Origin of the sequence: uncultured Brevundimonas sp. (assembly GCF_947305955.1) — a bacterium.
Classification (GTDB): domain Bacteria; phylum Pseudomonadota; class Alphaproteobacteria; order Caulobacterales; family Caulobacteraceae; genus Brevundimonas.
The window spans coordinates 1-23,628 of the sequence record NZ_CAMZFB010000020.1 but is presented as its reverse complement, the minus strand read 5'-3'; the positions used below and the strand labels follow the sequence as shown (position 1 = coordinate 23,628).

Annotated in this window: 22 protein-coding genes and 1 pseudogene; 14 read left to right on the top strand and 9 right to left on the bottom strand. The window is 62.5% G+C overall.

The features are described from left to right. Positions 1–11 precede the first annotated feature (11 nt). Positions 12–371 carry a DNA-directed RNA polymerase subunit omega gene (gene rpoZ, locus Q0Y42_RS06945; protein ID WP_297801656.1) on the bottom strand — a complete coding sequence of 120 codons (360 nt, stop codon included), beginning with the start codon at positions 369–371 and terminating at the stop codon, positions 12–14. A 108-nt stretch (positions 372–479) separates the two neighbouring features. Continuing rightward, on the bottom strand, positions 480–1,022 hold the full coding sequence (folK, locus tag Q0Y42_RS06940; protein WP_297801655.1) for a 2-amino-4-hydroxy-6-hydroxymethyldihydropteridine diphosphokinase: 543 nt from the start codon (positions 1,020–1,022) through the stop codon (positions 480–482). 30 nt (positions 1,023–1,052) lie between these two features. On the opposite strand from folK, the gene Q0Y42_RS06935 reads away from it, so the two are divergent. After that, positions 1,053–1,601 (top strand): NYN domain-containing protein, encoded by a 549-nt coding sequence (locus Q0Y42_RS06935; RefSeq protein ID WP_297801654.1) that lies wholly within the window; start codon positions 1,053–1,055, stop codon positions 1,599–1,601. A gap of 72 nt (positions 1,602–1,673) precedes the next feature. Here Q0Y42_RS06935 and Q0Y42_RS06930 read toward each other — a convergent pair whose 3' ends face one another. Together Q0Y42_RS06930 and Q0Y42_RS06925 are read right to left on the bottom strand one after the other, a co-directional pair. Then, positions 1,674–2,882 carry an N-acetylmuramoyl-L-alanine amidase gene (locus tag Q0Y42_RS06930; protein ID WP_297801653.1) on the bottom strand — a complete coding sequence of 403 codons (1,209 nt, stop codon included), beginning with the start codon at positions 2,880–2,882 and terminating at the stop codon, positions 1,674–1,676. A 102-nt stretch (positions 2,883–2,984) separates the two neighbouring features. Continuing rightward, entirely contained in the window at positions 2,985–4,208 is a 1,224-nt protein-coding gene (locus tag Q0Y42_RS06925; protein WP_297801677.1) for a class I SAM-dependent methyltransferase, read from the bottom strand. A 505-nt stretch (positions 4,209–4,713) separates the two neighbouring features. Here Q0Y42_RS06925 and Q0Y42_RS06920 point away from each other — a divergent pair. The 3 genes from Q0Y42_RS06920 to Q0Y42_RS06910 are packed head-to-tail and all read left to right on the top strand — an operon-like array spanning position 4,714 to position 9,750. Continuing rightward, on the top strand, positions 4,714–7,449 hold the full coding sequence (locus Q0Y42_RS06920) for a ribonuclease E/G (RefSeq protein ID WP_297801652.1): 2,736 nt from the start codon (positions 4,714–4,716) through the stop codon (positions 7,447–7,449). A 54-nt stretch (positions 7,450–7,503) separates the two neighbouring features. After that, positions 7,504–8,919 (top strand): M48 family metalloprotease, encoded by a 1,416-nt coding sequence (locus tag Q0Y42_RS06915; protein WP_297801651.1) that lies wholly within the window; start codon positions 7,504–7,506, stop codon positions 8,917–8,919. Between the two features lie 33 nt (positions 8,920–8,952). Next, positions 8,953–9,750, top strand: coding sequence for a thioredoxin domain-containing protein (locus Q0Y42_RS06910; protein ID WP_297801650.1), 798 nt, complete (start codon positions 8,953–8,955; stop codon positions 9,748–9,750). Positions 9,751–9,809: 59 nt separating this feature from the next. On the opposite strand, the gene Q0Y42_RS06905 is transcribed toward Q0Y42_RS06910, so the two are convergent. Together Q0Y42_RS06905 and thiS are read right to left on the bottom strand one after the other, a co-directional pair. Then, complete coding sequence (locus Q0Y42_RS06905) at positions 9,810–10,598, bottom strand: thiazole synthase (protein ID WP_297801649.1); 789 nt, start codon at positions 10,596–10,598, stop codon at positions 9,810–9,812. Between the two features lie 60 nt (positions 10,599–10,658). Continuing rightward, complete coding sequence (gene thiS / locus Q0Y42_RS06900; protein ID WP_297801675.1) at positions 10,659–10,856, bottom strand: sulfur carrier protein ThiS; 198 nt, start codon at positions 10,854–10,856, stop codon at positions 10,659–10,661. A 152-nt stretch (positions 10,857–11,008) separates the two neighbouring features. Between thiS and Q0Y42_RS06895 the strand changes: the two genes are divergently transcribed. From Q0Y42_RS06895 to aat, 5 genes are all read left to right on the top strand, one after another. Continuing rightward, positions 11,009–11,866, top strand: coding sequence for a PhzF family phenazine biosynthesis protein (locus Q0Y42_RS06895; protein ID WP_297801648.1), 858 nt, complete (start codon positions 11,009–11,011; stop codon positions 11,864–11,866). A 150-nt stretch (positions 11,867–12,016) separates the two neighbouring features. Continuing rightward, positions 12,017–12,460, top strand: coding sequence for a type II 3-dehydroquinate dehydratase (gene aroQ / locus Q0Y42_RS06890; protein WP_297801647.1), 444 nt, complete (start codon positions 12,017–12,019; stop codon positions 12,458–12,460). 35 nt (positions 12,461–12,495) lie between these two features. Beyond that, positions 12,496–12,975, top strand: coding sequence for an acetyl-CoA carboxylase biotin carboxyl carrier protein (accB, locus tag Q0Y42_RS06885; protein WP_297801646.1), 480 nt, complete (start codon positions 12,496–12,498; stop codon positions 12,973–12,975). 8 nt (positions 12,976–12,983) lie between these two features. Then, positions 12,984–14,336: an acetyl-CoA carboxylase biotin carboxylase subunit gene (accC, locus tag Q0Y42_RS06880; protein WP_297801645.1), complete on the top strand. Its 1,353-nt coding sequence runs from the start codon at positions 12,984–12,986 to the stop codon at positions 14,334–14,336. Positions 14,337–14,382: 46 nt separating this feature from the next. Then, a complete protein-coding gene (gene aat, locus Q0Y42_RS06875; protein ID WP_297801673.1) occupies positions 14,383–15,021 on the top strand; it encodes a leucyl/phenylalanyl-tRNA--protein transferase in 639 nt (212 codons plus the stop codon). Here the strand turns inward: aat and Q0Y42_RS06870 are convergent. Beyond that, entirely contained in the window at positions 15,018–15,662 is a 645-nt protein-coding gene (locus tag Q0Y42_RS06870) for a DUF2155 domain-containing protein (protein WP_297801643.1), read from the bottom strand. The genes aat and Q0Y42_RS06870 overlap by 4 nt on opposite strands. Beyond that, the gene (locus Q0Y42_RS06865) at positions 15,659–16,051 is read right to left on the bottom strand and encodes an NADH:ubiquinone oxidoreductase subunit NDUFA12 (RefSeq protein WP_297801641.1); all 393 of its coding nucleotides are present in this window, start codon (positions 16,049–16,051) and stop codon (positions 15,659–15,661) included. The genes Q0Y42_RS06870 and Q0Y42_RS06865 overlap by 4 nt, the downstream gene beginning before the upstream one ends. Before the next feature lie 208 nt (positions 16,052–16,259). On the opposite strand from Q0Y42_RS06865, the gene Q0Y42_RS06860 reads away from it, so the two are divergent. From Q0Y42_RS06860 to Q0Y42_RS06850, 3 genes are all read left to right on the top strand, one after another. Continuing rightward, positions 16,260–18,770 carry a TSCPD domain-containing protein gene (locus tag Q0Y42_RS06860; protein ID WP_297801639.1) on the top strand — a complete coding sequence of 837 codons (2,511 nt, stop codon included), beginning with the start codon at positions 16,260–16,262 and terminating at the stop codon, positions 18,768–18,770. Positions 18,771–18,827: 57 nt separating this feature from the next. Continuing rightward, positions 18,828–19,319, top strand: a complete 492-nt coding sequence (locus Q0Y42_RS06855) for a pentapeptide repeat-containing protein (RefSeq protein ID WP_297801637.1) — start codon at positions 18,828–18,830, stop codon at positions 19,317–19,319. 64 nt (positions 19,320–19,383) lie between these two features. Beyond that, positions 19,384–20,181 (top strand): pentapeptide repeat-containing protein, encoded by a 798-nt coding sequence (locus tag Q0Y42_RS06850; protein ID WP_297801635.1) that lies wholly within the window; start codon positions 19,384–19,386, stop codon positions 20,179–20,181. An 85-nt stretch (positions 20,182–20,266) separates the two neighbouring features. Here the strand turns inward: Q0Y42_RS06850 and aspS are convergent, their stop codons facing one another. After that, positions 20,267–22,102, bottom strand: a complete 1,836-nt coding sequence (gene aspS / locus Q0Y42_RS06845; protein WP_297801633.1) for an aspartate--tRNA ligase — start codon at positions 22,100–22,102, stop codon at positions 20,267–20,269. A 330-nt stretch (positions 22,103–22,432) separates the two neighbouring features. On the opposite strand from aspS, the gene Q0Y42_RS06840 reads away from it, so the two are divergent. Together Q0Y42_RS06840 and Q0Y42_RS06835 are read left to right on the top strand one after the other, a co-directional pair. Then, positions 22,433–23,116 (top strand): DnaA/Hda family protein, encoded by a 684-nt coding sequence (locus tag Q0Y42_RS06840; RefSeq protein WP_297801631.1) that lies wholly within the window; start codon positions 22,433–22,435, stop codon positions 23,114–23,116. Between the two features lie 55 nt (positions 23,117–23,171). Further along, positions 23,172–23,628, top strand: a pseudogene (locus tag Q0Y42_RS06835) (RNA degradosome polyphosphate kinase); the annotation flags it as partial.

Genomic DNA, 23,628 nt, shown 5'->3' with positions numbered 1-23,628 from the left:
AGGCTGGGCCGTCAGTAGCGTTCCTCCTGACCACCGTCGCGGTCGCTTTGCAGCGCGCGGATCAGTTCAGCCTCAGCCATGTTCATGTGCTGCGGCTCGGCCAGCAGGGCAACGACTTCAGCTTCATCCTCAGCCTCGGTGCGTTCATCGACGCGCTGCAGGGTGGTGATGATGTTTTCGTGCAGTTCTTGCGGCAGGATGGTCTCATCCGCCAGTTCGCGCAGGGCAACGACAGGGTTCTTGTCATTGTCGCGGTCGACGGTCAGCGGAGCACCATTCGCGATGTTACGCGCACGGTGACCGGCCAGCAGAACCAGACCAAAGCGGTTCGGCACCTTTTCGATGCAATCTTCGACAGTGACGCGGGCCATGAAATTCCTCGGGCGACAGGGAGAACAAAACAAAATACAGAACCGGCACCGATTGTGCAACGCCAACCGACCGGCTTTGAGCCTGAAATGCGCTAGATTTTAGCGATTTCAAGCCGACGGCTGCGGATGGGCGTCGGTTCCGACCGTCGTCTCGGCGGCCAAAACGCGGGCGGTCTTGCCCGCCACGGGATGCAGCCAGTTCGGGGCAATCTGGGCCAATGGCCCCATAACGAACAGGCGTTCTGCCGCGCGTGGATGAGGCAAGAGCAGCCCATCAAAGTCCCCTACCATGCGACCATAGGCTATCAGATCAAGATCCAGCGTACGCGGCGCATTGCGTACCGAGCGGACGCGCCCCAGCTCGTCCTCGATTCGCGACAGGGTGGCCATCAGCGCCTTAGCGTCCATTTCTGTGCGCACAATCACCACGCCGTTGACGAACGGCGGGTCTTTCGGATCAGGCCACGCAGCGGACTCCCACCAGTCCGAACGCGCCATGATGCAACACCCTTCGCCCTCCAAGCGTTGCAGGGCGAGTGCCAACCCCTCTTCGCAACTGGCAAACTGCCCCTTGTCATTCGCGCCCAGTGCGACGATGACTGCGCCAGCAAGATCGATTTCGCCCGAGGCGGGGCGGTGTTGCGCACTCAAAACCAAAAGCCTTTTTCAGGAACCATATTCATGACGTCCCCCAACCGCATTGCGCTTTTTATCGACGGTGCCAACCTTTATTCGGCGGCACGCTCTCTCAATGTCGACCTCGATTTCCGCAAACTGTCGGAATATTTCGGTCGCGACGGTCGTCTGGTCCGCGCCTATTATTATACAGCCATCGTCGAGGGCGAGGAGTTCTCGCCCGTCCGCCCGCTGGTCGATTGGCTGGACTACAATGGCTTTACCGTCATGACCAAGCCGGTCCGCCGCTTTACCGATGCACAGGGCCACACCCGCACCAAGGGCAATATGGATGTCGAGATCGCCGTCGACATGCTGGAACTGGCCCCTCACCTCGATGAAATCTATCTGTTCTCGGGCGATGGTGACTTCAAGCGTCTGGTTCAGGCCGTTCAGGCCCGCGGCGTGCGCGTGACGGTCGTGTCCACCACCAAGAGCCAGCCGCCGCAAATCAGCGACGAGCTTCGCCGTCAGGCCGACGCCTTTATTGATCTGGCGGATGTGATGGGCGAGTTCTCCAAGCCCAAGCCGGCCTTCAATCGCAACGAGCGATAAGCCGCCGAAAATAAAAACGCCGCCCGAACCAGCTTCGGGCGGCGTTTTCAATTCCAGTTTAAGGACCGTCTATCAGCCGTTAGCGCCACTACCTGCCACACGCACCGGCGCAGACGGCTCGCGGAAATAGCGGTCGATCCCCTCGGCCACCGTCCGCATCAAGCGACGACGCGAACGCTCGTCCGTCAGCAGACGCGCATCCTCAGGGTTGGTGATGAAGCCCATCTCCAGCAGGATGGCCGGAACGTCCGGTGCCAGCAGCACAGCCAGACCTGCCGCACGGTGGCTTTGACGCAGCATCGGGTGACTGTCAGCCTCAAGATGGGTCAGCAGAACGCGGGCAAACTGGGCCGAGCGGTTCTGGGTCGCGCGCTGCGTCATATCCAGCAGGATACGATCCACCGAGGCATCACGGCCCGGAAGGCGCAGATCGCGCTGCCAGTCGTCATTGGCGGTGAACTCGCGCACCGCACGGCCAGCGCCCTGCTCCGACAGCGTATACACCGATGCGCCACGCAGAGCCGCATCACCGCCCGCATCAGCGTGCAGAGAGATAAAGAGATCGGCACCCGCGTCACGGGCGATCTGAACGCGACGGCCATGGACGACATAGACGTCCGCATCGCGGGTCAGACGGACGCGATAACGGCCCGTACGCTCCAGCGCAGCCTTAAGGTCGCGGGCCGCAGCCAGCGTAATATTCTTTTCCCAGACGTCGGTTCCACGCGCGCCCGGGTCGCGACCACCGTGGCCTGCATCGATCACGATCAGCGGCTTTTCCGCACGCGGACGCGGCGCACTGGCGGTTGCCACAGGCGCTTCGGCAGCCCCCGTCGCCTTGAGATCTATCACATAGCGATAGTGGGCCACGCCATCACCGGGCGGCAGCAGGAAGCGGCGCTCGATCGACGCACCACGCGCCAGCGCCAGATTAACACGCGCCCCGCCCGAGCCGTTTTCCAGACGATAGGAACGCACCAGCCCCGAGCCATTGCCCGTCAGCCCACGCCCTGCATCGACATCGGCCAGGGCGACAGAAACTTCGCCCGTCGAGCCATCGGACAGGACACGACCACGCGTTTCGCGACCCATATCAATGACCACGCGGGTACGCTGGGCATCACCGCCAAAGCGGACAGACCGGACCTGACTTTCAGAACCGAGCGCAAGACTGAGCCCAGCCGTCAGCAGCACCGCAAGTACCACCACCGACGCCAAGGCGATCAGTGAGATATCCCGCAAGCTCAACCGCGACAGACCGTGACGCCACAAACCGCGCATCAGTGCGCACTCTCCCAGAATGACCTTAAGGCGATACCTACAAGGGAAAGTATTAACGTATGAGTAACCGGAACGTCAGCATCGGCGATCCATCTTCAGATTCTAGATCATCAAAGCATCAGGACGGCCATCGATTGCGGCGATAGCCACCCCCAAATGACGGCCATCAGAGCTCAAACCCAAATCCACAGGACGAACTGGCGGCTTCGTTTCCAGCCACACAAAATGCTTGCCGCGCGCTCGCGCCACGAACGTACCAACCAACCTGCCGTCCACATAATCAAGTGGCACGAAATCGTCATTGAACCATAGCTTAGCGCCGTGGAGATGATTTTCAGTGATGGAATTAAGGACCCGCAGAGAAAACGTAGTTTTCGTCCTCCTTATGTCGAAAACCCCGATCGGACAGCGAGATGCGGCACTCCACCGAAATCTGCCCCCCTCCCATTCTTCTAGTTCATTCCAACCCGCGACATCATCAATCAAAGGAGCCCCCTCTAGCTCCACCTCGATATCCGCCGAGTTGTGAGCCCCGACATAGGCTGCAACCTTCGGGGACATTTCTTTTCGCCAAAAAAAGAACCCCGAGTCGCAAATTTTGACATTGAGGTCACGCTTCCTTGCCAGTTCACGCACTGTACGCGTTGAAAAGAAAGATATGTGCCCGTTCCGCGGGCCGAAATACCACCATCTATCTCTTATATTATCAATATCTTCTGGTATAAATTCTTGACTACAATAAGCAACGCCATCATCGGACATATATTTAATGATATCGTCGATAAAATCTAATGGTTTAGGACTATGCTCTAATACTTCAAAAGCAAAAATCATATCAAATTTGCGCTCAGGCAAATCACCGCCCGAGAACGGATCCCAACTGGTTACATCCTTAAAACCAATTTCTCTTAAACTAGATTCTAGATGTCCCTCGCCAGACCCATAGTCTAATATGGAAGCAGAACGAAATTTATCGTCAGAATTTCTATCAATTGACTCGGCAAAGAACCTAGATCGAGCGCCAGAAAACTCGGGATCAACATTCGCATAGAACTCATTGTATATATACTTGGAAAAGTCTTCATTACTCCAATCATCACAGAAATTACTAAATATATGATCACAATTTTTACATCGATAATGACGCACTGAAACACCGTAGGGCCTTACAGGTCCCCTCGTAGCATGATGAGCGAAATCTAGAGATAAAAAATATTCAGAGTCACTTTGACAAATCTTACAGGGAAGAGCCGCGCTTACCGGAAAGTTCTTACCTTCGGTGGCACCCAACAAAACGTCACCCAGCGTTAAATGCATATCCTTCATATTGGACACTCAGCCTCCACCCCAAATATCCGCTTCGAAACACTGTAGCGTCTCCGACCCGCGTTTGCATACCATCGCTCGATAACATCGGTACATTTCAAGTTGGGTTTTGCTTTTTGTCAGAATGGCGCCTATTGTTCATGGACCGCGACCGATCGCGCCTACGCCCCTGTGCGGCGTCGGGCTCGCCCTCCTCGCGGCAACGCTAGTTTATTCACCCTATTCCGACGGCGGGTTAGCAACGCTCCCTGCCCTAGGATCAAGCGGGTTTGGACCGCAGCCTCTTTAATGTTGGCGCGACCAATCCCCGGACCGACAGAACCCATGGGCCAAAAAGCCTGCGTCACCGTCCGGCAATTGAATGCCGACCTCGCGTTCCGCGAGGCGACGATGTGCGCGCGTGGCCCCTTCCACATTCGGCGAGCCGCTCCCCTGCTGACGGGGTCAATCCATGCGAGAAACCTCGCGGGGCACGGGCTGGCGCGCCTTAGAGAGACCACCCTACATGTCCAAGACAATGCTGATCGATGCGGCGCACGCGGAAGAAACGCGCGTCGCTATCGTGGACGGCCGCCAGGTTGAGGAATTCGATTTTGAATCCCGCGGCCGACGCCAGCTCCGCGGCAACATCTACCTCGCCAAGGTTACGCGCGTAGAGCCGAGCCTTCAGGCAGCCTTTGTTGAATATGGCGGCAACCGTCACGGTTTCCTCGCCTTCAACGAAATCCATCCGGATTACTACCAAATCCCGGTCGCCGACCGCGAAGCCATCATGGCCGAAGCCGGTGACGAGGATGAGGACGACGACGATCTGGGCCGCGAACACGCGGACGACGAAGCCGACGCCGAAGGCCGTCTGGCCGACGAGGAACGTCTGAAGCGCCGCCTGATGCGTCGCTACAAGATTCAGGACGTCATCAAGCGCCGTCAGGTCCTGCTGGTGCAGGTCGTCAAAGACGAGCGCGGTGCCAAGGGCGCGGCCCTGACCACCTGGCTGTCGCTGGCGGGCCGTTACTGCGTCCTGATGCCGAACACCGGCAAGGGCGGCGGTATCAGCCGCAAGATCACCAACACGTCGGACCGCCGCCGCCTGAAAGCTGCCGCTGCGGCTCTGAAGGTGCCGGAAGGCATGGGCCTGATCATCCGCACCGCCGGTGCCAAGCGCACCCGTGCCGAGATCAAGCGCGACTATGAATACCTGCTGCGTCTGTGGTCAACGATCCGCGAGACGACGCTGAAGTCGACGGCTCCTGCCGTCATCTATGAAGAAGAAAACCTTGTCCGCCGCGCCGTGCGCGACATGTACGACAAGGATTTCGACGGCATTCAGGTCGAAGGCATCGAAGGCTTCAAACAGGCGCGTGACTTCATGCGCGTGCTGATGCCGTCGCAGGCCAAGAAGATCCACCTGTACCAAGGCACCCGCCCGCTGTTCGCCTCGAACGGCATCGAGGAAGTGCTGACGCAGATTCACCAGCCGGTGGTTCCGCTGAAATCGGGCGGCTATCTGGTCATCAACCAGACCGAAGCCCTGGTGGCCATCGACGTGAACTCGGGTCGTTCGACCAAGGAACGCAACGTCGAACAGACCGCCGTCAAAACCAATATCGAAGCCGCCGTTGAGGCTGCGCGCCAGTTGCGCCTGCGCGACTTGGCCGGTCTGGTTGTCATCGACTTCATCGACATGGATGAGGCCAAGAACAACCGCACCGTCGAAAAGGTCCTGAAGGACGCCCTGTCCAAGGACCGCGCCCGCATCCAGATGGGCCGCATCTCGCCTTTCGGACTGATGGAAATCAGCCGCCAGCGCCGCCGTCTGGGCGTGATCGAGGGCGCGACCGAGGCTTGCGCCTGCTGTCAGGGCACGGGCCGTGTCCGCTCGGCGGAAAGCGCCTCGCTCACCACCCTGCGCGCCGTAGAGATCGAAGCGGGTCGCAATGGCGCCGGCTGCATCATCCTGCGCGTCAGCAGCGCCGTGGCCATCTATATCCTGAACCACAAGCGCGACTATCTGCAGCGTCTGGAGCAGATGCGCGGCCTGAAGGTCATCGTCCAGATCGATGACTCGCTGGCTCAGGGCGAACACCACATCGACCGCACCGAAACCAACGAAGAGTTCGTGGCTCCGCAAAGCCAGATCGACCTGTCGGTTCTGGATGACGGTATCGACGACCACGCCGTCTTTGACGAGGAAGAGGAAGAAGAGGACGAAGACCTCGTCGCCGACGCCTCTGACGACGACAGCGATGAAGAGGGCGAAGACGGCGAACGTGCCGAGCGTGACGACGAGGGCCGTAGCGGTCGCCGCCGCCGCCGCCGTCGCGGTGGCCGTCGTGACGATGAAGTCGAAGCCGCCGCTTCCGACGAGGAAGAAGAAGAAGGCCGTGGTGGCCGTCGCCGTCGTGGCCGCCGTGGTGGTCGCCGCAGCCGCGAGGACGGTGATCGCGACGTCTATACCTGGGTTCGTGGCCGCACCCCGTCGCTGGACGACCCGTATGTGTGGTTTGACCCGCTGAACCCGCAGCGTCCGGAACGTCCGGAACGCGCCCCGCGACCGGTCGCTGATGCCGCTGTCGAAGGCGTCGAAGGCGAAGTGCCATCGCTGGAAGAGGTAAAGGGCGAAGGCGAAGGCCGTCGTTCGCGCCGCCGTCGTGGTCGTGGCCGTGGCCGTAACCGCGAAAACGGTGAAACCGCCTCGGACATCAAGGTCGAGGACCGCGCCGCCAACGAAGGCATGCTGCCGGAAGGTGATCCGGACGCCCCCATCGCAACCGTGATCGAAGCCGAACCCGCTGCCGAAGCCGAAGCAACGGTCGAAGCCGCCGTCGAGGAAGCGCCCAAGCGTCGCCGCGTCCGTCGCAAGACCCGCGCCGAGGCCGCTGCACCGGAAGCCGCTGCAGAAGCTGCCGCTGACGATCAACCGCCGTTCGTGGCCGTCATCCCCGACGACCGCATCGTCGAGAAGGCCACGGAACGCGCCCGCGACGCCAAGGAAGCTGCCGAAGCAGCCGCCGTTCCGGCTGAACTGGACGTCACCCCGACCGAGGCCTTTGCCATCGAACAGGCTGTAGAGGCCGCTATCGAGGCTATGGCTCCGGCCAAGGTCGAGGCTCCGGTTGCAGAGACTGCCGAAGCCCCTGCGGCAAACGAGCCGGTTGCCTTGGAAGACATCATCGCCAACGATCCAAACCAGATCGTTGCGCCGCCTGAAAAGCCGAAACGCGGCTGGTGGCGCCGTTGATCGGCCATGATTTGACGTGAAGACTAGAGGGAGGCCGTCGCTGTGGAGTTCGCCATGAACCGGTTTTCCTCTACTTTTCCCCGTCTGCTCGCTGCAGGGACGGCGGCGGCTGCGCTTATGCTCGCCGCCCTCCCCGCTTCGGCACAAAGCCTGATCCGCGATACCGAGATCGAAGGCATTATCGACGAATGGTCCGCCCCGACGCTGACCGCCATGGGACTTGATCCCGAGGAAGTCGAAATCCTGCTCGTCAACGACGAGAGCATGAACGCCTGGGCGACGCGTGGCCGGATCATGGGCCTGAACACCGGCCTGATCCTCGAGACCAAGACCCCGAACCAGCTGCTGGGCGTCATTGCCCACGAAGCGGGCCACATCAAAAACCGCCACACCCTGCGCGACGGCGTCCAAAACGCCGGCATGCAGCCCATGATCATGACCATGGCGCTGGGGGCGCTGGCGGCCATTGCCGGTGCGCCGGATGCGGGCGCGGCCCTGCTGGCCTCCAGCCAGTATTTCGGCACGCTGGGCGCATTGCGCTACATGCAGTCGCAGGAAGGCGAAGCCGATATTACGGGTGCCCGCGCTTTGGAACGCGCCGGAGAATCCGGTCGCGGTCTGGTAGAGTTCTTCGAGAACTTCCGCTCGCAGGAAGTGTTCTCGGACGCCCGTCGCTTCCCTTATTTCCGCAGCCACCCGCTGTCGTCACAGCGTATCGCCGCCCTGCGCGGTCCGGTCGAGCGCGGCTCGCACTACGACAAGCGCGACAGCGAAGAGCGTCTGGCCCAACATGCACTGGTGATCGCCAAGATCCGCGGCTTCATGCAGCCGCCGCAAACGACCTTGCGCGAATATCCATCGACCGACACCAGCTTCCCTGCCCGCTATGCCCGCGCGATTGCGTGGTATCGCGACGGCCAAACCCATCAGGCACTGGAAGGCGTCGACGCCCTTTTGGCCGAACAACCCGAGAACCCGTATCTGTGGGAACTGAAGGGCCAGATCATCTTCGAAGAGGGTCGCCCCGCCGAGGCTCTTGAGGCGCACAGCCGCGCGGTCGCCCTGCTTCCGGAAGCGCCGCTGCTGCGGATCAACTTCGCCCACGCCCTGCTGGAAAGCGGCACGACGGAGAATGTCGCCAAGGCCGAGACCGAGCTGAAATACGCCCTCGCCCGCGAAGACAATAACACCATGGGCTGGCGGCTGCTGTCACAAGCCTATGCCCAGCAGGGCAAGGAAGGTGAAGCCCGCCTCGCCTCTGCCGAATACTGGTTCGCCCTTGGCCAGACGCGTCAGGCGAACGAGTTTGCCCTGCGTGCCCGCGACATGCTGGACCGCAACAGCATCGAATGGCGCCGCGCCACCGACATCGTCCTGTCTTCGGGTGCATCCGAAGATGATATCGCCGCCGCCGAGCGCCGAAACCAACAGCGTCGTGGCCAACAGGTCGAGCCGCCGCGCTCGAACTGATGCGCCCCCCTACCCCCGAGAGTTTCTGACCTTATGACCGATACGCCACCGAACACGCCTGAAACACCGGCTGCGCCCGCCAAAGACACGTCGCGCAACGGCGGCACCAGCAACTCGGTCATGACCGGCGCGGCCATCGCTATTTCGGCGGCGGCGCTGGTTCTGGCCGGACTGTCGTTCATGGGCGTGGGGACCGAGGGCAAGGTTCGCAACTATCTGCTGAGCAATCCGCAGATCCTCGACGAAATGCTGCAAGCCCGTCAGGTGGCCGAGGAACAGAACGCCACCGCCGCCATCGACAAGGCTGCCGCCGAGAACGCCAACCTGTTGGCCCACGACCCGCGCGATCCCGCCGTCGGACCGGAGAACGCCAAGGTCACGGTGATCCAGTTCTTCGACTATCGCTGCCCGGGTTGTAAGGCCGTGGCTGCCCCCTATCGCGAGATGATGGCCCGCCATCCGGATGTGCGCTTTGTCTTCAAGGAATGGCCCATCCTCGATAACGGCAGCACGGTTACGTCCAACTATGCTGCCCGCGCGGCGCTGGCCGCCAATGCTCAGGGCAAATATCTGGCCGTCCACAATGCCCTGATGGCCGAGCGTTCGCTGGATCAGCAGACCGTCGATGAAATCCTGACCGAGAACGGCGTCAATCTGGCGCAAGCGAAACAGGTCATGGGCTCGCCCGATACCGTCCGTCAGATCGCCGACATCCACACCATCGGCATGACCCTGCAACTGCGTGGCACGCCGACCTTCTTCGTCAACGGCAAGACCAGCGCCAGCATCGATCCGGCAGACGTCGAAAAGATGATCCAGGCGGCTAAATAAGCCGACGACAAATACAAAAAGGGCCGGAAAGCGATCTGCTCTCCGGCCCTTTTGCTGTCTTAGATCAGGCCCGCCAGCGGCGAGGACGGATCGGCGAACATCCGCTTCTTCATACGGCCCGCCAGATAGGATTCACGACCGGCGATGACCGCGTGCTTCATGGCGCTGGCCATCAGCACCGGATCGCGGGCCTCGGCGATGGCGGTGTTCATCAGCACGCCGTCGCAGCCCAGCTCCATAGCCACAGCAGCGTCCGACGCCGTGCCCACGCCCGCGTCCACCAGAACCGGAACCTTGGACTGTTCCACGATCATACGGATGTTGATCGGGTTCTGGATGCCCAGACCCGAGCCGATCGGCGCGCCCAGCGGCATGATGGCCACGGCACCGGCGTCTTCCAGCTTGCGGGCATAGACGGGATCATCGGTGCAATAGACCATGACCTCGAAACCCTCTGCGGTCAGCAGCTTCAGCGCGCGAAGGGTCTCTTCCATGTCCGGATACAGGTGCTTCTGCTCCGACAGGACTTCCAGCTTCACCAGCGTCCAGCCACCGGCCTCACGCGCAAGGCGCAGGGTACGCATGGCGTCCTCTGCGGTGAAGCAGCCCGCCGTGTTCGGCAGGTAGGTGTATTTCTTGGGATCGATATAGTCCGTCAGGACCGGCTGGCCCGGATCGGTCAGGTTCACGCGGCGCACGGCCACCGTCACCATTTCCGCGCCCGAGGCCACAACAGCGGCGGAGTTCTGCTCATAGTCACGGTATTTGCCCGTGCCCACGATCAGGCGGGAGTTGAAGGTGCGACCAGCGACGGTCCAGCTATCAGTGCGAGGTGCGGATTCGGTCATGACGAACAGTTAGCCGCAACCCGCCCCGCATTAAAGCCGCGATACGGGATTTGATCTGGCTCAGCCGCCGCCGACGAACTGGACCAGCTCGATCTTGTCGCCTTCGGCCAGTTCGGTGGAGCCGTGCAGCGAACGCGGCACAATCTCCAGATTGCGCTCGACCGCGACCTTGCGCGGGTCCAGCGACAGCTCTTCGATCAGGCCCAGAACCGTGGTGGCGGCGGTTTCACGCCCCTGCCCGTTCACTTCGATACGCAATTCTTCGCTCCAGACACGCCCCGCGCCTTCCGCATCGGGCATGCGCTGGAATATGGGGTGATGCGGCGGCTAACTCAATCAGGGACCACAGCCCTATTGTCGCCAACAGCCCCGATCATGGGTCGGATGTAAGCTTATCATGGGGAAGTAAGATGACGCGTCGATACTGGGTCGTGGATGCCTTTTCGGATCAGCCACTGATGGGCAATCCGGTCGCGGTCATTCTGGATGCCGAAGGACTGACGACCGAGCGGATGCAGGCCATCGCCCGCTGGACCAATCTGTCGGAGACCACCTTCGTCCTGCCCGCCACGGTCGATGGAGCGGACTATCAACTGCGTATCTTCACCCCCGCCTCGGAACTGGCCTTTGCCGGACATCCGACATTGGGCAGCGCCAAGGCTATCGTCGAAAGCGGCTTGCACAGCCCGCGTGACGGCAAGCTGGTCCAGCAGTGCAAGGCGGGCCTTGTCGGCATCACCGTCGATCAGGCGACGTCCACCTTCGTGCTGGCACTGCCGGACGCGCGTTTCATCCAATTGCCCGACGCCGCGAAGCAGGGGCTGAGCGCCGCCTATGCCGCGCCGCTGGCCGACCTGCCCTTCACCTCGGTCGATGTCGGGATCGCATGGGGCGTGGTAGAGGTCGAAAGCGTTGAGGCCCTGATGGCCTCGCGCCCCGATCCTGTTGCCTGCGCCCGCATCGAAACCGACAACAACCTGACCGGCGTGTCCCTGTTTGCCCGCTATCCGGACGGCTCTATCGAGGTGCGGTCCTTCGCCTTTTGCGACGGCGTGCCGGAAGATCCGGTCTGCGGCAGCGGCAATGGTGCGGTGGCTGCCTATCGCCGCCATTACGGACAGGTGCCGGAGCGCGACTGGACCTATGCCTCGCGTCAGGGCCGCTGCGTGGGGCGCGACGGTCACATCCGCCTGTCCGCCGACTCGAACGGTCAGCTGTATGTCGGCGGCCAATGTGTGGTCACCGCCCGCGGCGAGTTGGCGCTGTAACGCCGCATTGCGACTTGCATCCACTTGATTTAACACGCCCCGACCTGACGTAGCGTCAAGAAATTGCGCGAATGCTTGGCGTCCGATGCCAAGTCAGGCTAGAAAGTCCACGACTCCGCGCGCATCCCGCGCGTTCAACAATACGAGCGAATGCCCGAAGCGCCTGTCCTCTATGTCCTGAACGGCCCGAACCTCAATCTCCTCGGAGAGCGTGAGCCGGACATCTATGGCCATGACACCCTCGACGATGTCCGCAAGCGCTGCGAAGCGGCGGCCGACGGCGCGTCGGTGGTGTTCCTGCAATCCAACCATGAAGGCCAACTGGTCGACTGGATTCAGGAAGCCCGCACCAAGGCATCTGCCCTCATCATCAATCCAGCCGCCTACACCCACACCTCTGTGGCCCTGTACGACGCGCTGAAAACCCTGAGCATTCCCGTCATCGAGTGCCACCTGTCGAACCCCGCCGCGCGCGAGGCCTTCAGGCACCACTCCTATGTGTCACTGGCAGCCACCGGCGTGATCGCCGGTCTGGGCGTACAGGGATACGAACTGGCCGTGAAAGCGGCCCTGAACATGATCCGTCGCGCCTAAGGGCTAACGGCGTAAGTACACGAGAAGAGACAAAGATGTCCGACAAACACACCGCTATCGACGCCGAACTGGTCCGCGCCCTCGCCAACATCCTGAACGAGACCGAGCTGACCGAGATCGAAGTCGAAAAGGACGATCTGAAGATCAAGGTGAAGCGCGAAGTCACCGTCGCCGCCGCTCCGGTCCAATACGCCGCCGCTCCGGCTCCGGTCGCCGCTCCGGCTGCCGCCCCTGCCGCTGCTGCTCCGGCCGCTGCCGCCGCTCCGGCTACCCGTTCGGGTGAGGAAGTGAAGTCGCCGATGGTCGGCACCGCCTATCTGCAACCGGCTCCGGGTGCTGCGCCGTTCGTTTCGGCTGGTGCCAAGGTCAAGAAGGGCCAGACCCTGCTGATCATCGAGGCCATGAAGACCATGAACCCGATCGTTGCACCGCGCGACGGCGTGGTGGCTGAAATCCTCGTCGGCGACGCACAGCCGGTCGAGTTCGGTGAAGCTCTGGTCGTTCTGGAAGCCTGAGCCTGACCATGTTCACCAAGGTCCTCATCGCCAACCGCGGCGAAATCGCCCTTCGGGTGCATCGCGCCTGTAAGGAAATGGGCATCTCGACGGTGGCCATCCACTCGGAAGCCGACCGCGGTGCCATGTGGGTGCGTCTGGCCGACGAGAGCGTCTGCATCGGTCCGGCTCCGGCTGCCAAGTCGTATCTGAACATCCCGCAGATCATCGCCGCCTGTGAAATCACCGGCGCGCAGGCGATCCACCCGGGTTACGGCTTCCTGTCGGAAAACGCCCGCTTCGCCGAGATCATCGAAGCCCACGGCATGACCTTCATCGGTCCGAAGCCGGAACACATCCGTGTCATGGGTGACAAGATCACCGCCAAACAGACCGTCAAGGACGCCGGCATCCCCGTCGTTCCGGGTTCGGATGGCGAGGTCGAGACCGTCGAACAGGCCATCGAAGCGTCCAAGACCATCGGCTTCCCGCTGATCGTCAAGGCTGCCGCTGGCGGCGGCGGTCGCGGCATGAAGGTCGCCATGACCGCCGACGATCTGGTCGAAGCTGTCCAGACCGCACAGTCCGAGGCGCTGGCCGCCTTCGGCAACGGTGCCGTCTATATGGAACGCTACCTCCAGAAGCCGCGCCACATCGAGATCCAGGTCATCGCCGACAGCCACGGTAACGTGGTCCACCTCGGCGAACGCGACTGCTCGCTGCAACGTCGCCACCAGAAGGTGCTGGAAGAAGCTCCGTCGCCTGCCCTGTCGCCGGAAGGCCGTGCCAAGATCGGTGAAGTGGTCAACAAGGCCATTGCCGCCATCGGCTACCTCGGCGTCGGCACCATCGAGTTCCTGTGGGAAGATGGCGAGTTCTTCTTCATCGAGATGAACACCCGTCTGCAGGTCGAACACCCGGTCACCGAAATGATCACGGGCGTCGATCTGGTGCGCGAGCAAATCCGCATCGCCGCCGGTCTGCCGCTGTCGTTCACGCAGGAAGACGTACAGTTCAAGGGCCACGCGATCGAAGTGCGTATCAACGCCGAGAACGCCGAGACCTTTACCCCGTCGCCGGGCACCGTGACCGATTTCCACGCGCCGGGCGGTCTGGGTGTGCGTCTGGATAGCGCGATCTTCTCGGGCTATTCGATCCCGCCTTACTACGACAGCCTAATCGGCAAGCTGATCGTGCATGGCCGCGACCGCGAGGAAGCTCTGGCACGCATGAAGCGCGCTCTGGGCGAAACGGTTGTCGGCGGCGTGGATACCACCATCCCGCTGTTCCAGAAGCTGTTGCAGGAGCCGGACATCCTGTCGGGCGACTACGACATCCACTGGCTGGAAAAATGGGCCGCTGCCCAAAAGGCGAAAGCCTGATTTGATCGAAGAGAACGACCCCGTTTTCAGCGCGACGGAGCGCGAGGTGTTTGACGCCGACGCCCTCCTTCGTTGCTATGCGAACGGGGTCTTTCCTATGGGCGAGGCGCGGGATGATCCCCACGTCTTTCTCGTTGAGCCGGACCAGCGCGGCATCTTTCCGCTGGATGGCTTCCACATCCCCACCCGCCTCAGGCGCACGGTCCGTCAGGAGCCGTTCGACATCCGCGTGAACACGGCCTTCCTTGCCGTTGTGGATGCCTGTGCCGCGCCCGCCAAGGGCCGCGAGGATACGTGGATCAACGCCCCCATTCGACGCCTCTATGCCGAGCTTCACGCGCGCGGCCATGCCCACAGCGTGGAATGCTGGCAGGACGAGGTACTGCTCGGCGGACTTTACGGCGTGACGCTGGGCAGCGCCTTTTTCGGCGAGAGCATGTTCAGCCGCCGCACCGACGCGTCAAAGGTGGCCTTGGTGCATCTGGTGGCCCGCCTGAAGCGCGCGGGCTTCACCCTGCTGGATGCCCAGTTCATCACCGAACACCTGAGCCAGTTCGGCGCGCAGGAAATCCCGCAACAGGCATACCTTCGCAAACTCGCCCCCGCCCTGCGTCACAAGGCGGATGCAGCGGCTCTGGCTGTTCCGATGTCGGGTAAGGACGCCGTCGAAACGGCCCTGTCCTAGCGGGTCTTACAACCCACCACCCACGCGTCATAAACGGGGTGTTCCATGCCGTTCAGGCTGGGCGAGGATGCGAACATCCAGCCCTTGAAGATCTGACGAGCCTCGGTCGCGGCGCGGTCAGCGCGCGGCTGAACCCCCACTTCGACATAGGCGATGGAATCTTCGGTGATTTCGTTGCTGGCGGTGATCTCGCAGGCACGAACCTTGAAGATCAGGCTCTTGGAGAATCGAACCGGACGACCGCCCACCTCGACCTCGAAACGCATGCTTTCCGCCGTCGTCTTGTCGATGGCATGGATCACAGCCACGCGGTGGCGGCTGCGGACCGTCGTTTCGACGACCTCTTCTTCTGCGGCCACCTCTTCTTCGGTGGCTTCCTCTTCCGTCACCTCGCCGCCAGCGGGCGCTTCTTCCTGCGGGACGGGCGATTCAGGATCGACAACCGTGATGGTCTGCGTCCCCGCCGGAAGGGTCTGGGGTTGAGGGTCAGGCTGTTGGGTGGCGCGCAGGGCGTCACCCACAGGGTCTTGCACCGGTACTGCATCTTGCGGAACGTCCATCAGGGCGGCGGTTACGCCAGCCCCCGACAGGCCCATGCCTGCGGCTACAAAGCCGCCCAGCAGTACCGCGCGGAAACTCATTCCGGCGTCCAGGCCTGATAGTCGCCGGTCGCAGCCGGACGTTGGCCAATGGCAGCCAGCGAACCTTGCGGACGACGGGCATAGGGCGTGCCGGTCAGGTTCGGAATGTGGGCCTTTTCATAGGCCTTGCGCGGCAGCGGCTTTTCGCTGGGGGCTTCGTCATAGGTGTAGCGCAGCCAGCCCTGCCATTCCGGCGGAACCTTGGTGGCTTCGGCATAGCCGTTATAGACAACCCAGCGACGCTTGCGGCCGTCATAGGAGACGTTGTCGCGCGACTGATAGTAGCGGTTACCGAACTCATCCGTGCCGATCAGGCTGCCACGCTTGCCGATCGTGAACAGGGTGCCAATGGTTGCACCGTTCCACCAGGTGAAAATCTTGCTCAGCACGTTGTCGAACTCACATCAATCGTACCGTCAGGAAGGAGTCCTGCGGGCGCGGGGATAATAGAAACCTAGAGCGGCCACGTCCAGCGATCCCGCAAAAACCTTTGGTCCAATATCTTGGGGGTAAATCCCCGAACCACCGCAATATCTATTGAGCAGGGCCAAATCACCGCTTTAGGCTGCGACATTGGTGCCAACGTGGAGGCAATCCATGAGTAGCGCAGTCGATTTTTTGAACACCGTTCCAGAGCAAAATCTGGAATCACGCCGGATCGAGCGGGCCTCATCCGTTGTGAAAATCACTGCGCCTTCGGATTGGACCGACGCCCGTATCGAGGCATGGCTCGACTGGCTGGAACCGCGCCTTGTGCCCGCAACCGCGCGTCGGTTGGAAACCAGCGGCAATATCCTTGAAGCGCTGGCCGATTGGGCCGAGCCGCTGATCGCCAAGGGCCGCGAGCTTTCGCTGCTGGATGAGGCAGACGGCCAGTTGGTGGTTGCCAGTCTCAAACTGGGTCTGGCCGCCCCTTCCCTGCCCACCGATCCGCGCACCTATGACATTCTGCTGCTGAACGAGCCGGATGCCGCCGTCCGGCTGGATGATTTCCGCAGACGCGCACGCGGGGCCAGACTAGCCTCGACCGCCCTTGCGGTTATCGACGATGCCCTTCTGGCTGTGCGCGATGCGGTGATCCGCTGTGAAGGCCCGCCGGAAGCCTGCGCCTCGCTGCACACCAACCCGGCGCTAGCCCGCGCTGCCGCCCACGCCCATCGCTGTGGGGCGTCACAGGCTGACATTCTTCGCGCCATCGACGGCGAACCGCTGGGGGCCGCATCCCACGCCGAGGTGCCGCGTCTGGTGGTTGATGCCAACCGCGACCTGCTGGCTGCGGGGGGCTCTCTGGCCCTGCAACTGGCCGAAGCCTCGGTCGAGGGCGAGGTGCTGATCACCTTCGACCACGCCGAAGCCGTCGCGCTCGCCCAGACCGATCAGGAAGCGCGGGTCCAGCTGGATATCGAACGCCTGTTCGCGATCGCGGGCGACAACGCATTTGCAGCCCTGTCCGAACTGGTTCGCGTTTGGACGAGCGCCGCCGCATTGGTCGCCAGCCCGCAACGGCGCATGGCCTTCGGCCTTGGCGGCCTTGCCGACTGCGCTCTGCGACTGGGGCATGAAGGCCCGTCGCCGTTGGCCAAGGATGTGTCCGAAGCGATCCGTATTGCCTTTGACAGCACCTCCATCCGCCTCGGCTCCATACTCGGCCAGGAGGACGACAGCGCCGCCTATCACCGCGGCCTTCGCCTGTTTGTCCATGAGGCCGAGCCTGCTCTGCGGCTTGGCCAATCGCCGTTCAGCCATCGCGACAGCTATCAGACCGATGACGGTGAGCAGGCTTGGCGGCTGCGTCCGGCACTGGCCCACGCCATTGGCCGCGCAGGCGATATCGAATCCGCCGAACGCCACCTGTTCGGCACGCGTACCCTTGCCGACGACACCCCGATCAGTTTCGAGAGCCTGCACGACCTCGGCTTCACCGAACTGGAGCTGGAAGGGCTGGAAATCGCGCTGGGCCACGCCGAAAGCCTCGACGACATCTTCCGCACCCCCGTGCTGGATAGCGGCTTCATCCACGACGTCCTTGGTTTGGACGCAGAGGATGGCGCATCGCTGTTGCCGCAACTGGGCTTCAGTTCGCAGGATATCGCGGCCACGACCCTCAAGGTTCTGGGCCATGACGACCTTGCCGGTTGGGACGCCGCGCCAGAGCCTCTCAGTGGCTGGCTGTCCATGTCCGCCGCCGAGGTCGAGGACGAACTGGTCGCCGCCATCGATGCCGCCAGCGATACCCCCTCACCGCTGGCGATCGATCTGGATTGGGACGAGACCCTGCTGGACGGGGCGCGGGCCATTTCCCACGCCGCCCGCGAGGGCGTGCGCGCCCTGACCCTGCGCCGCGCGAATCCCCCCGCCGATAGCGGCTTTGATTTCGACGCCGTACCCGAAGCCCCCGTTCGCGAAGCGGTGCGCGAGGCCATTGAGGCCGAAGCACCCCGCGTGATCGAACGCGTGGTGGAGCGCGACCGCACGCGCCGCAAGCTGCCCGATCGCCGCAAGGGCTATATCCAGAAAGCCGCCGTCGGTGGCCACAAGGTCTATATCCACACCGGCGAATACGAAGACGGCGAACTGGGCGAGATCTTCATAGACATGCACAAGGAAGGTGCCGCCTTCCGCAGCCTGATGAACAATTTCGCCATCGCCATCAGCATCGGCCTGCAATACGGCGTGCCGCTGGACGAGTTTGTCGATGCCTTTGTCTTCACCCGCTTCGAGCCAGCGGGCCGCGTGACGGGCAATGATTCCATCCGCTCGGCGACGTCGATCCTCGACTACATCTTCCGCGAGTTAGGCGTGTCCTATCTGGGCCGTGACGAGCTGGCCAATGCCGCGCCTGCTGGGGGTGACGGGCTGGAAGTTCCGGCTGCCGATCCAGAGCCGATTCCGGCCACCCGCTTCATCTCCAAGGGCTTCGCCCGTGGCACCGCGCCCGACAATCTGGTGGTGGTGCCGTTCGGCAAGAAGCCCGCCACAGCGCCTACGTCCAAGGCGGTTTCGCCGGATGCGGTCGCCTGTCCGTCATGCGGTGATTTCGCCCTCCAGAACCGTGGTGGCGGCTGGACCTGCGACAGCTGCGGCGCATCGCCGATGATGCAGGGATAACGGCACGGCTTTTGCTGGATTGAGGGCCAAGGCCCAGATCAATCCCGAAAGTGTGCCATGATCCTTCGTTCTCTCTCGCTCGGCCTGCTGGCCGGCCTCGCGCTCGCGACCTCGGCCCTTGCCCAGAATCACGACCAGATTGCGCGTGTACGCGGTGGCGCATCTTGCCCGAACTGCAACCTGTTTCAGGCCGATCTGACGGGGCTTGAGCGCTCTGGCCTTAACCTGTCGGGCGCGCGGTTACGGCAAGCCAATCTGACGCTCGCCGTGATGAACCGTGTGCGCCTGAACAATGCCGATCTGCGCGACATCAATGCCTATGGCGCGGTGCTCGGCGGGGCCGATCTGTCGGGGGCGGACCTGACCAATGCCTCGCTGGTCGGCGTCTGGTTTCAGAATGCCAACTGGCGCGGGGCAAAGCTTGAGGGCGCCAATCTGTCCGGTTCCGACCTTAGCGGCGCGCGCGGCCTGACACAGGGCCAGTTGGATCAGGCCTGTGGGGACGGATCGACCGTTCTTCCGGCCCATTTAACCCTGCGTGCCTGCTGACTGCCCCGAACATTACAGCGTTTTAAGTAGCCATAACGGCAGTATGGGTGCATGAACCTTGACCATGAGCAAGAAACTCGCCCGGATTGGCTTTGGAGCAACGCTGGCCGCGATGGTCGGCGGCGCGATGCTGTCTGCGCCTGCTCACGCTATCACCCTGACCTATCAGGAACGCGAGGTTGCCCGCGTGATCTCGCTGGGCGGCACCTGCACCGGCTGTGAGCTTTCGGGCCGCGACCTGAGCGGGGCGACCCTGACGGGGGCCTCGTTCCGCAGCGCGACGCTGATCGGCTCGAACCTGCGCGGCGCACGTCTGCTCAGCTCGAACTTCACGGGTTCCAACTTCACCCGTGCGGACCTCAGCGGTGCCAACCTGTCGGCGGCGAACTTCCAGAACACCTCGCTTCAGAACGCCCGCCTGACCGGCGTGACCGCCATGGGCGCCGGTTTCCGTAACGCCTCTCTGAACGCGACCAAGATCGACAGTGCCGATCTGGCCGGTGCGGTCTTTACCGCCTCGATCCTCGTCGGTGCCGACTTCAGCCAGAGCCGCCTGTTCGGTGCCTCGCTGGACCGTATCGATGCGCGTGATGCCAACTTCTCGCGCGCTGAACTGATGGGCGCCAACCTGTCGCAAGCCAAGCTGCAGGGTGCGAACTTCGCCAATGCCCAGTTGCAAGGTGCCCGCCTCAGCCGCGCCATGCTGTCCCATGCGAACTTCCGCAACGCCCAGCTGCGCAACACCGACATTCGCGGTGCCGATCTGTCGGGCGCGCGCAATCTGACCCAATCGCAGATCAACCAGGCCTGCGGCGACCGCTCGACCGCCCTGCCCCGCGGCCTGACCGTCCGCACCTGCTAGGCCGCGCTTAAAACTAAACACGAAAAAGGGGCGATCCGACCGGACCGCCCCTTTTCATTTGTCAGCGACCGTCCGGCCCAGCCACTTAAGCAGACTTAAGCGGCAGTTGGGTACGGATCGACAGTTCCTTCAGCTGGCGCTCTTCGACCTCGGCCGGAGCGTTCATCAGCAGGTCTTGGCCCTGCTGGTTCAGCGGGAAGGCGATGACTTCGCGGATGGCGGTTTCGCCAGCCAGCAGCATGACGATACGGTCGATGCCCGGAGCCAGACCACCGTGCGGCGGTGCGCCGTAACGGAAGGCGGTCAGCATGCCGCCGAACTGCTCTTCGACCACAGTGTGGTCGTAGCCGGCGATCTCGAAGGCCTTGAGCATGATCTCGGCCTTGTGGTTACGGATCGCGCCCGAGCACAGCTCATAGCCGTTGCAGACGATGTCGTACTGGTAGGCGCGGATGGTGAGCGGGTCTTGGTTCTCAAGAGCTTCCAGACCACCTTGCGGCATCGAGAACGGGTTGTGCGAGAAGTCGACCTTCTTCTCGTCCTCATTCCACTCGAACATCGGGAAGTCGACGATCCAGCAGAATTTGAACTGGTTCTCGTCCACCAGCTTCAGCTCGGTACCGACGCGGGTACGGGCAAGGCCAGCGAACTTGGCGAACACAGCCGGATCACCGGCGGTGAAGAAGGCGGCGTCGCCCTTGCCCAGACCCAAGCTGGCCATCAGGGCTTCGGTCGGCTCTTGGCCAAGGTTCTTGGCGATCGGGCCGCCCCATGCACCTTGGTCGTCCGACCAGAAGATGTAGCCGAGGCCCGGCTGGCCTTCACCCTGTGCCCACGAGTTCATGCGGTCGCAGAAGGCGCGCGAACCACCGGTCGGGGCCGGAATGGCCCAGACGGCATTCTTGGCGTCAGCGCCGAGGATCTTGGCGAACAGACCGAAGCCGCCGTCACGGAAGTGTTCCGAGACGTCCTGCATCTTGATCGGGTTACGCAGGTCCGGCTTGTCCGAACCGTACCACTTCATCGACTGTTCGTAGGTCAGACGCTCGAAGCCCTTGTGATCGATGGTCTGGCCGAAGTCGTTGGTGAAGCTGTGGGTCTGATCGATCGGCGACACCGGCTTGCCTTCACCGAACTCGGTGAACAGGCCGTGCATCAGCGGCTCGATGGCCTGGAAGACGTCGTCCTGCGTGACGAAGCTCATTTCCACGTCGAGCTGGTAGAATTCCAGCGAACGGTCGGCGCGCAGGTCCTCATCACGGAAGCACGGTGCGATCTGGAAGTAACGGTCGAAACCCGACACCATCAGCAGCTGCTTGAACTGCTGCGGGGCCTGCGGCAGGGCGTAGAACTTGCCCGGGTGCATACGCGACGGCACGAGGAAGTCGCGGGCACCTTCCGGCGACGAGGCCGTCAGGATCGGGGTCTGGTACTCAAGGAAGCCTTGGTTGACCATGCGCTGGCGGATCGAGTGGATCACCTTGGAGCGCAGCACGATGTTCTTGTGCAGGGTCTCGCGGCGCAGGTCGAGGAAGCGGTTCTTCAGGCGGATTTCTTCCGGATATTCCGGCTCACCAAAGACCGGCAGCGGCAGTTCAGCAGCTTCCGACAGGATTTCGACGCCCTTGACGCGGACTTCGATCTCGCCGGTCGGCAGGTTGGCGTTGACGGTGCCTTCCTCGCGCAGAACGACTTCACCGTCGATCTTGATGACGCTTTCGGCGCGCAGGCGCTCGACGGCTTCAAAGCCCGGGGTTTCGGGGTGCAGGACCAGCTGGGTCAGGCCGTAGTGGTCGCGCAGGTCGATGAACAGCAGGCCACCGTGGTCACGCTTACGGTGAACCCAGCCCGACAGGCGGACGGAAGAACCAGCATCAGAGGCGCGGAGCGCGCCGCAGGTATGGGAGCGGTAGGCGTGCATAGTGAATCGATCAGGTAAAGCGCCGCGCGCGCGGCGGAAAATTGAAGGCCGTAGGGCGCATTATTGCCCCCGAATGTCAAGTTTTTCGGCCCTTATATAGAGAGACTGTGGTCGGGTTTTTATCGGGCCGTCGATTCCACGCCCTGCGCTCGACTAACGCCGTGACGTCGGTTCTTCCCCATTGGACCACAGGGGCGGTGATTTTTCCCACAGGGCGTCGCCAGAACCGCCCACAGGGGAAGGTTTGATCCACAATTCCCGCCCTTCCGTCCACGGTCCCAACAGAGGGTGCCCCCTTACGGCCCGGTCACACCTTGGTATGAAAAGGTCATGTCCGCAGATCGCGCTCATATGGCCCAGATGCAGCTACGCCTCCCGCTCAAACAGGAGACGTCGCGTCGTGCGGCGGATCTGGAGGTCTCCACCTCCAATGCCGTCGCCGCCGAGGCCCTTGAAGACTGGCCGTCCGAGCCGGGCTCCATCATGGCGCTGTATGGCCCTGCCGGCAGCGGCAAGAGCCACATGGCCGCCGCATGGGTCGAGCGCGTCGGCGCTATCGCCCTGCATGGCGAGGAAGCGGCATGGTGCGACCCGCTGGAACTGGAAGGCCGTCCGGTCCTGCTGGAAGAGGCCGAAGGGGCCGATGACGAGGCCCTGTTCCACCTGATCAACCTGACGCAATCGGGCGGCGGTGCCCTTTTGATGGTGTCGCGCGATCCGCCTGCATCGTGGATGGTGCGCCTGCCCGATCTGAAGTCGCGCCTGAACGCCGTGCGGACCATTGCCGTCGAAGTGCCCGATGACGTCATTCTGGCCGCCATGCTGAAACGATCGTTCGCCGCGCGTAACATCGTGCCTGGCGAAGGCGTTATCGAATATCTGGTGCGCCGTATCGACCGCTCGGCCCAGTCGGCGGAGATGATCGTCGACCGTCTGGACATGTACCACCGCCCCGTGACGCGCGTTTTGGCCCGTCAGGTGCTCGAAGGCGATTTTACCGCAGGACTTTCCTAAGGTTTTCAGTCCAAACGCGCTTGCGAACGTCACACTCGCGAGCGACTAATCGGTTATGACCGATTTCACCCCCACCACGACCAAGGCCGGCGACGTTGTCCCCTCGTCGCGTGCGCCCCAGTTGGAGCTTGATCAGGCCCTGCTGGAATCGCCGGAACGCTTCATCAACCGCGAACTGTCGTGGCTGGAGTTCAATGGCCGTGTGCTGGAGGAAGCCGCCAACGAGGCGCACCCCCTGCTGGAGCGGGTCCGTTTCCTGTCGATCTCGGCAAACAACCTCGACGAATTCTTCATGACGCGCGTGGCGGGCCTGAAAGGTCAGGTCCGCGAGCATGTGCGTGTGGTGTCGCCCGACGGCCTGACGCCTGCCGAACAGCTGGAAAAGGTCAACGCCGCCGCTGGCAGCCTGATGGCCGAACAGCAGCGCCAATGGCGCGTGCTGAAACGCGACATGGCCCATGCGGGGATCGAAATCGTCGATGCGTCCAAGGTCACCAAGACCGAGCGCGACC

What these genes read in the sequence shown, in the direction of transcription:
- accB (WP_297801646.1), top strand. Translation starts at nt 12,496, where the DNA reads ATGTCCGACAAACACACCGCTATCGACGCCGAACTGGTCCGCGCCCTC.
- Q0Y42_RS06935 (WP_297801654.1), top strand. Translation starts at nt 1,053, where the DNA reads ATGACGTCCCCCAACCGCATTGCGCTTTTTATCGACGGTGCCAACCTT.
- Q0Y42_RS06930 (WP_297801653.1), bottom strand. Translation starts at nt 2,882, where the DNA reads ATGCGCGGTTTGTGGCGTCACGGTCTGTCGCGGTTGAGCTTGCGGGAT.
- aroQ (WP_297801647.1), top strand. Translation starts at nt 12,017, where the DNA reads ATGCCCGAAGCGCCTGTCCTCTATGTCCTGAACGGCCCGAACCTCAAT.
- Q0Y42_RS06895 (WP_297801648.1), top strand. Translation starts at nt 11,009, where the DNA reads ATGACGCGTCGATACTGGGTCGTGGATGCCTTTTCGGATCAGCCACTG.
- aspS (WP_297801633.1), bottom strand. Translation starts at nt 22,102, where the DNA reads ATGCACGCCTACCGCTCCCATACCTGCGGCGCGCTCCGCGCCTCTGAT.
- Q0Y42_RS06925 (WP_297801677.1), bottom strand. Translation starts at nt 4,208, where the DNA reads ATGAAGGATATGCATTTAACGCTGGGTGACGTTTTGTTGGGTGCCACC.
- Q0Y42_RS06840 (WP_297801631.1), top strand. Translation starts at nt 22,433, where the DNA reads ATGTCCGCAGATCGCGCTCATATGGCCCAGATGCAGCTACGCCTCCCG.
- Q0Y42_RS06905 (WP_297801649.1), bottom strand. Translation starts at nt 10,598, where the DNA reads ATGACCGAATCCGCACCTCGCACTGATAGCTGGACCGTCGCTGGTCGC.
- Q0Y42_RS06870 (WP_297801643.1), bottom strand. Translation starts at nt 15,662, where the DNA reads ATGAGTTTCCGCGCGGTACTGCTGGGCGGCTTTGTAGCCGCAGGCATG.
- Q0Y42_RS06850 (WP_297801635.1), top strand. Translation starts at nt 19,384, where the DNA reads ATGAGCAAGAAACTCGCCCGGATTGGCTTTGGAGCAACGCTGGCCGCG.
- rpoZ (WP_297801656.1), bottom strand. Translation starts at nt 371, where the DNA reads ATGGCCCGCGTCACTGTCGAAGATTGCATCGAAAAGGTGCCGAACCGC.
- Q0Y42_RS06860 (WP_297801639.1), top strand. Translation starts at nt 16,260, where the DNA reads ATGAGTAGCGCAGTCGATTTTTTGAACACCGTTCCAGAGCAAAATCTG.
- Q0Y42_RS06910 (WP_297801650.1), top strand. Translation starts at nt 8,953, where the DNA reads ATGACCGATACGCCACCGAACACGCCTGAAACACCGGCTGCGCCCGCC.
- accC (WP_297801645.1), top strand. Translation starts at nt 12,984, where the DNA reads ATGTTCACCAAGGTCCTCATCGCCAACCGCGGCGAAATCGCCCTTCGG.
- Q0Y42_RS06855 (WP_297801637.1), top strand. Translation starts at nt 18,828, where the DNA reads ATGATCCTTCGTTCTCTCTCGCTCGGCCTGCTGGCCGGCCTCGCGCTC.
- Q0Y42_RS06920 (WP_297801652.1), top strand. Translation starts at nt 4,714, where the DNA reads ATGTCCAAGACAATGCTGATCGATGCGGCGCACGCGGAAGAAACGCGC.
- Q0Y42_RS06915 (WP_297801651.1), top strand. Translation starts at nt 7,504, where the DNA reads ATGAACCGGTTTTCCTCTACTTTTCCCCGTCTGCTCGCTGCAGGGACG.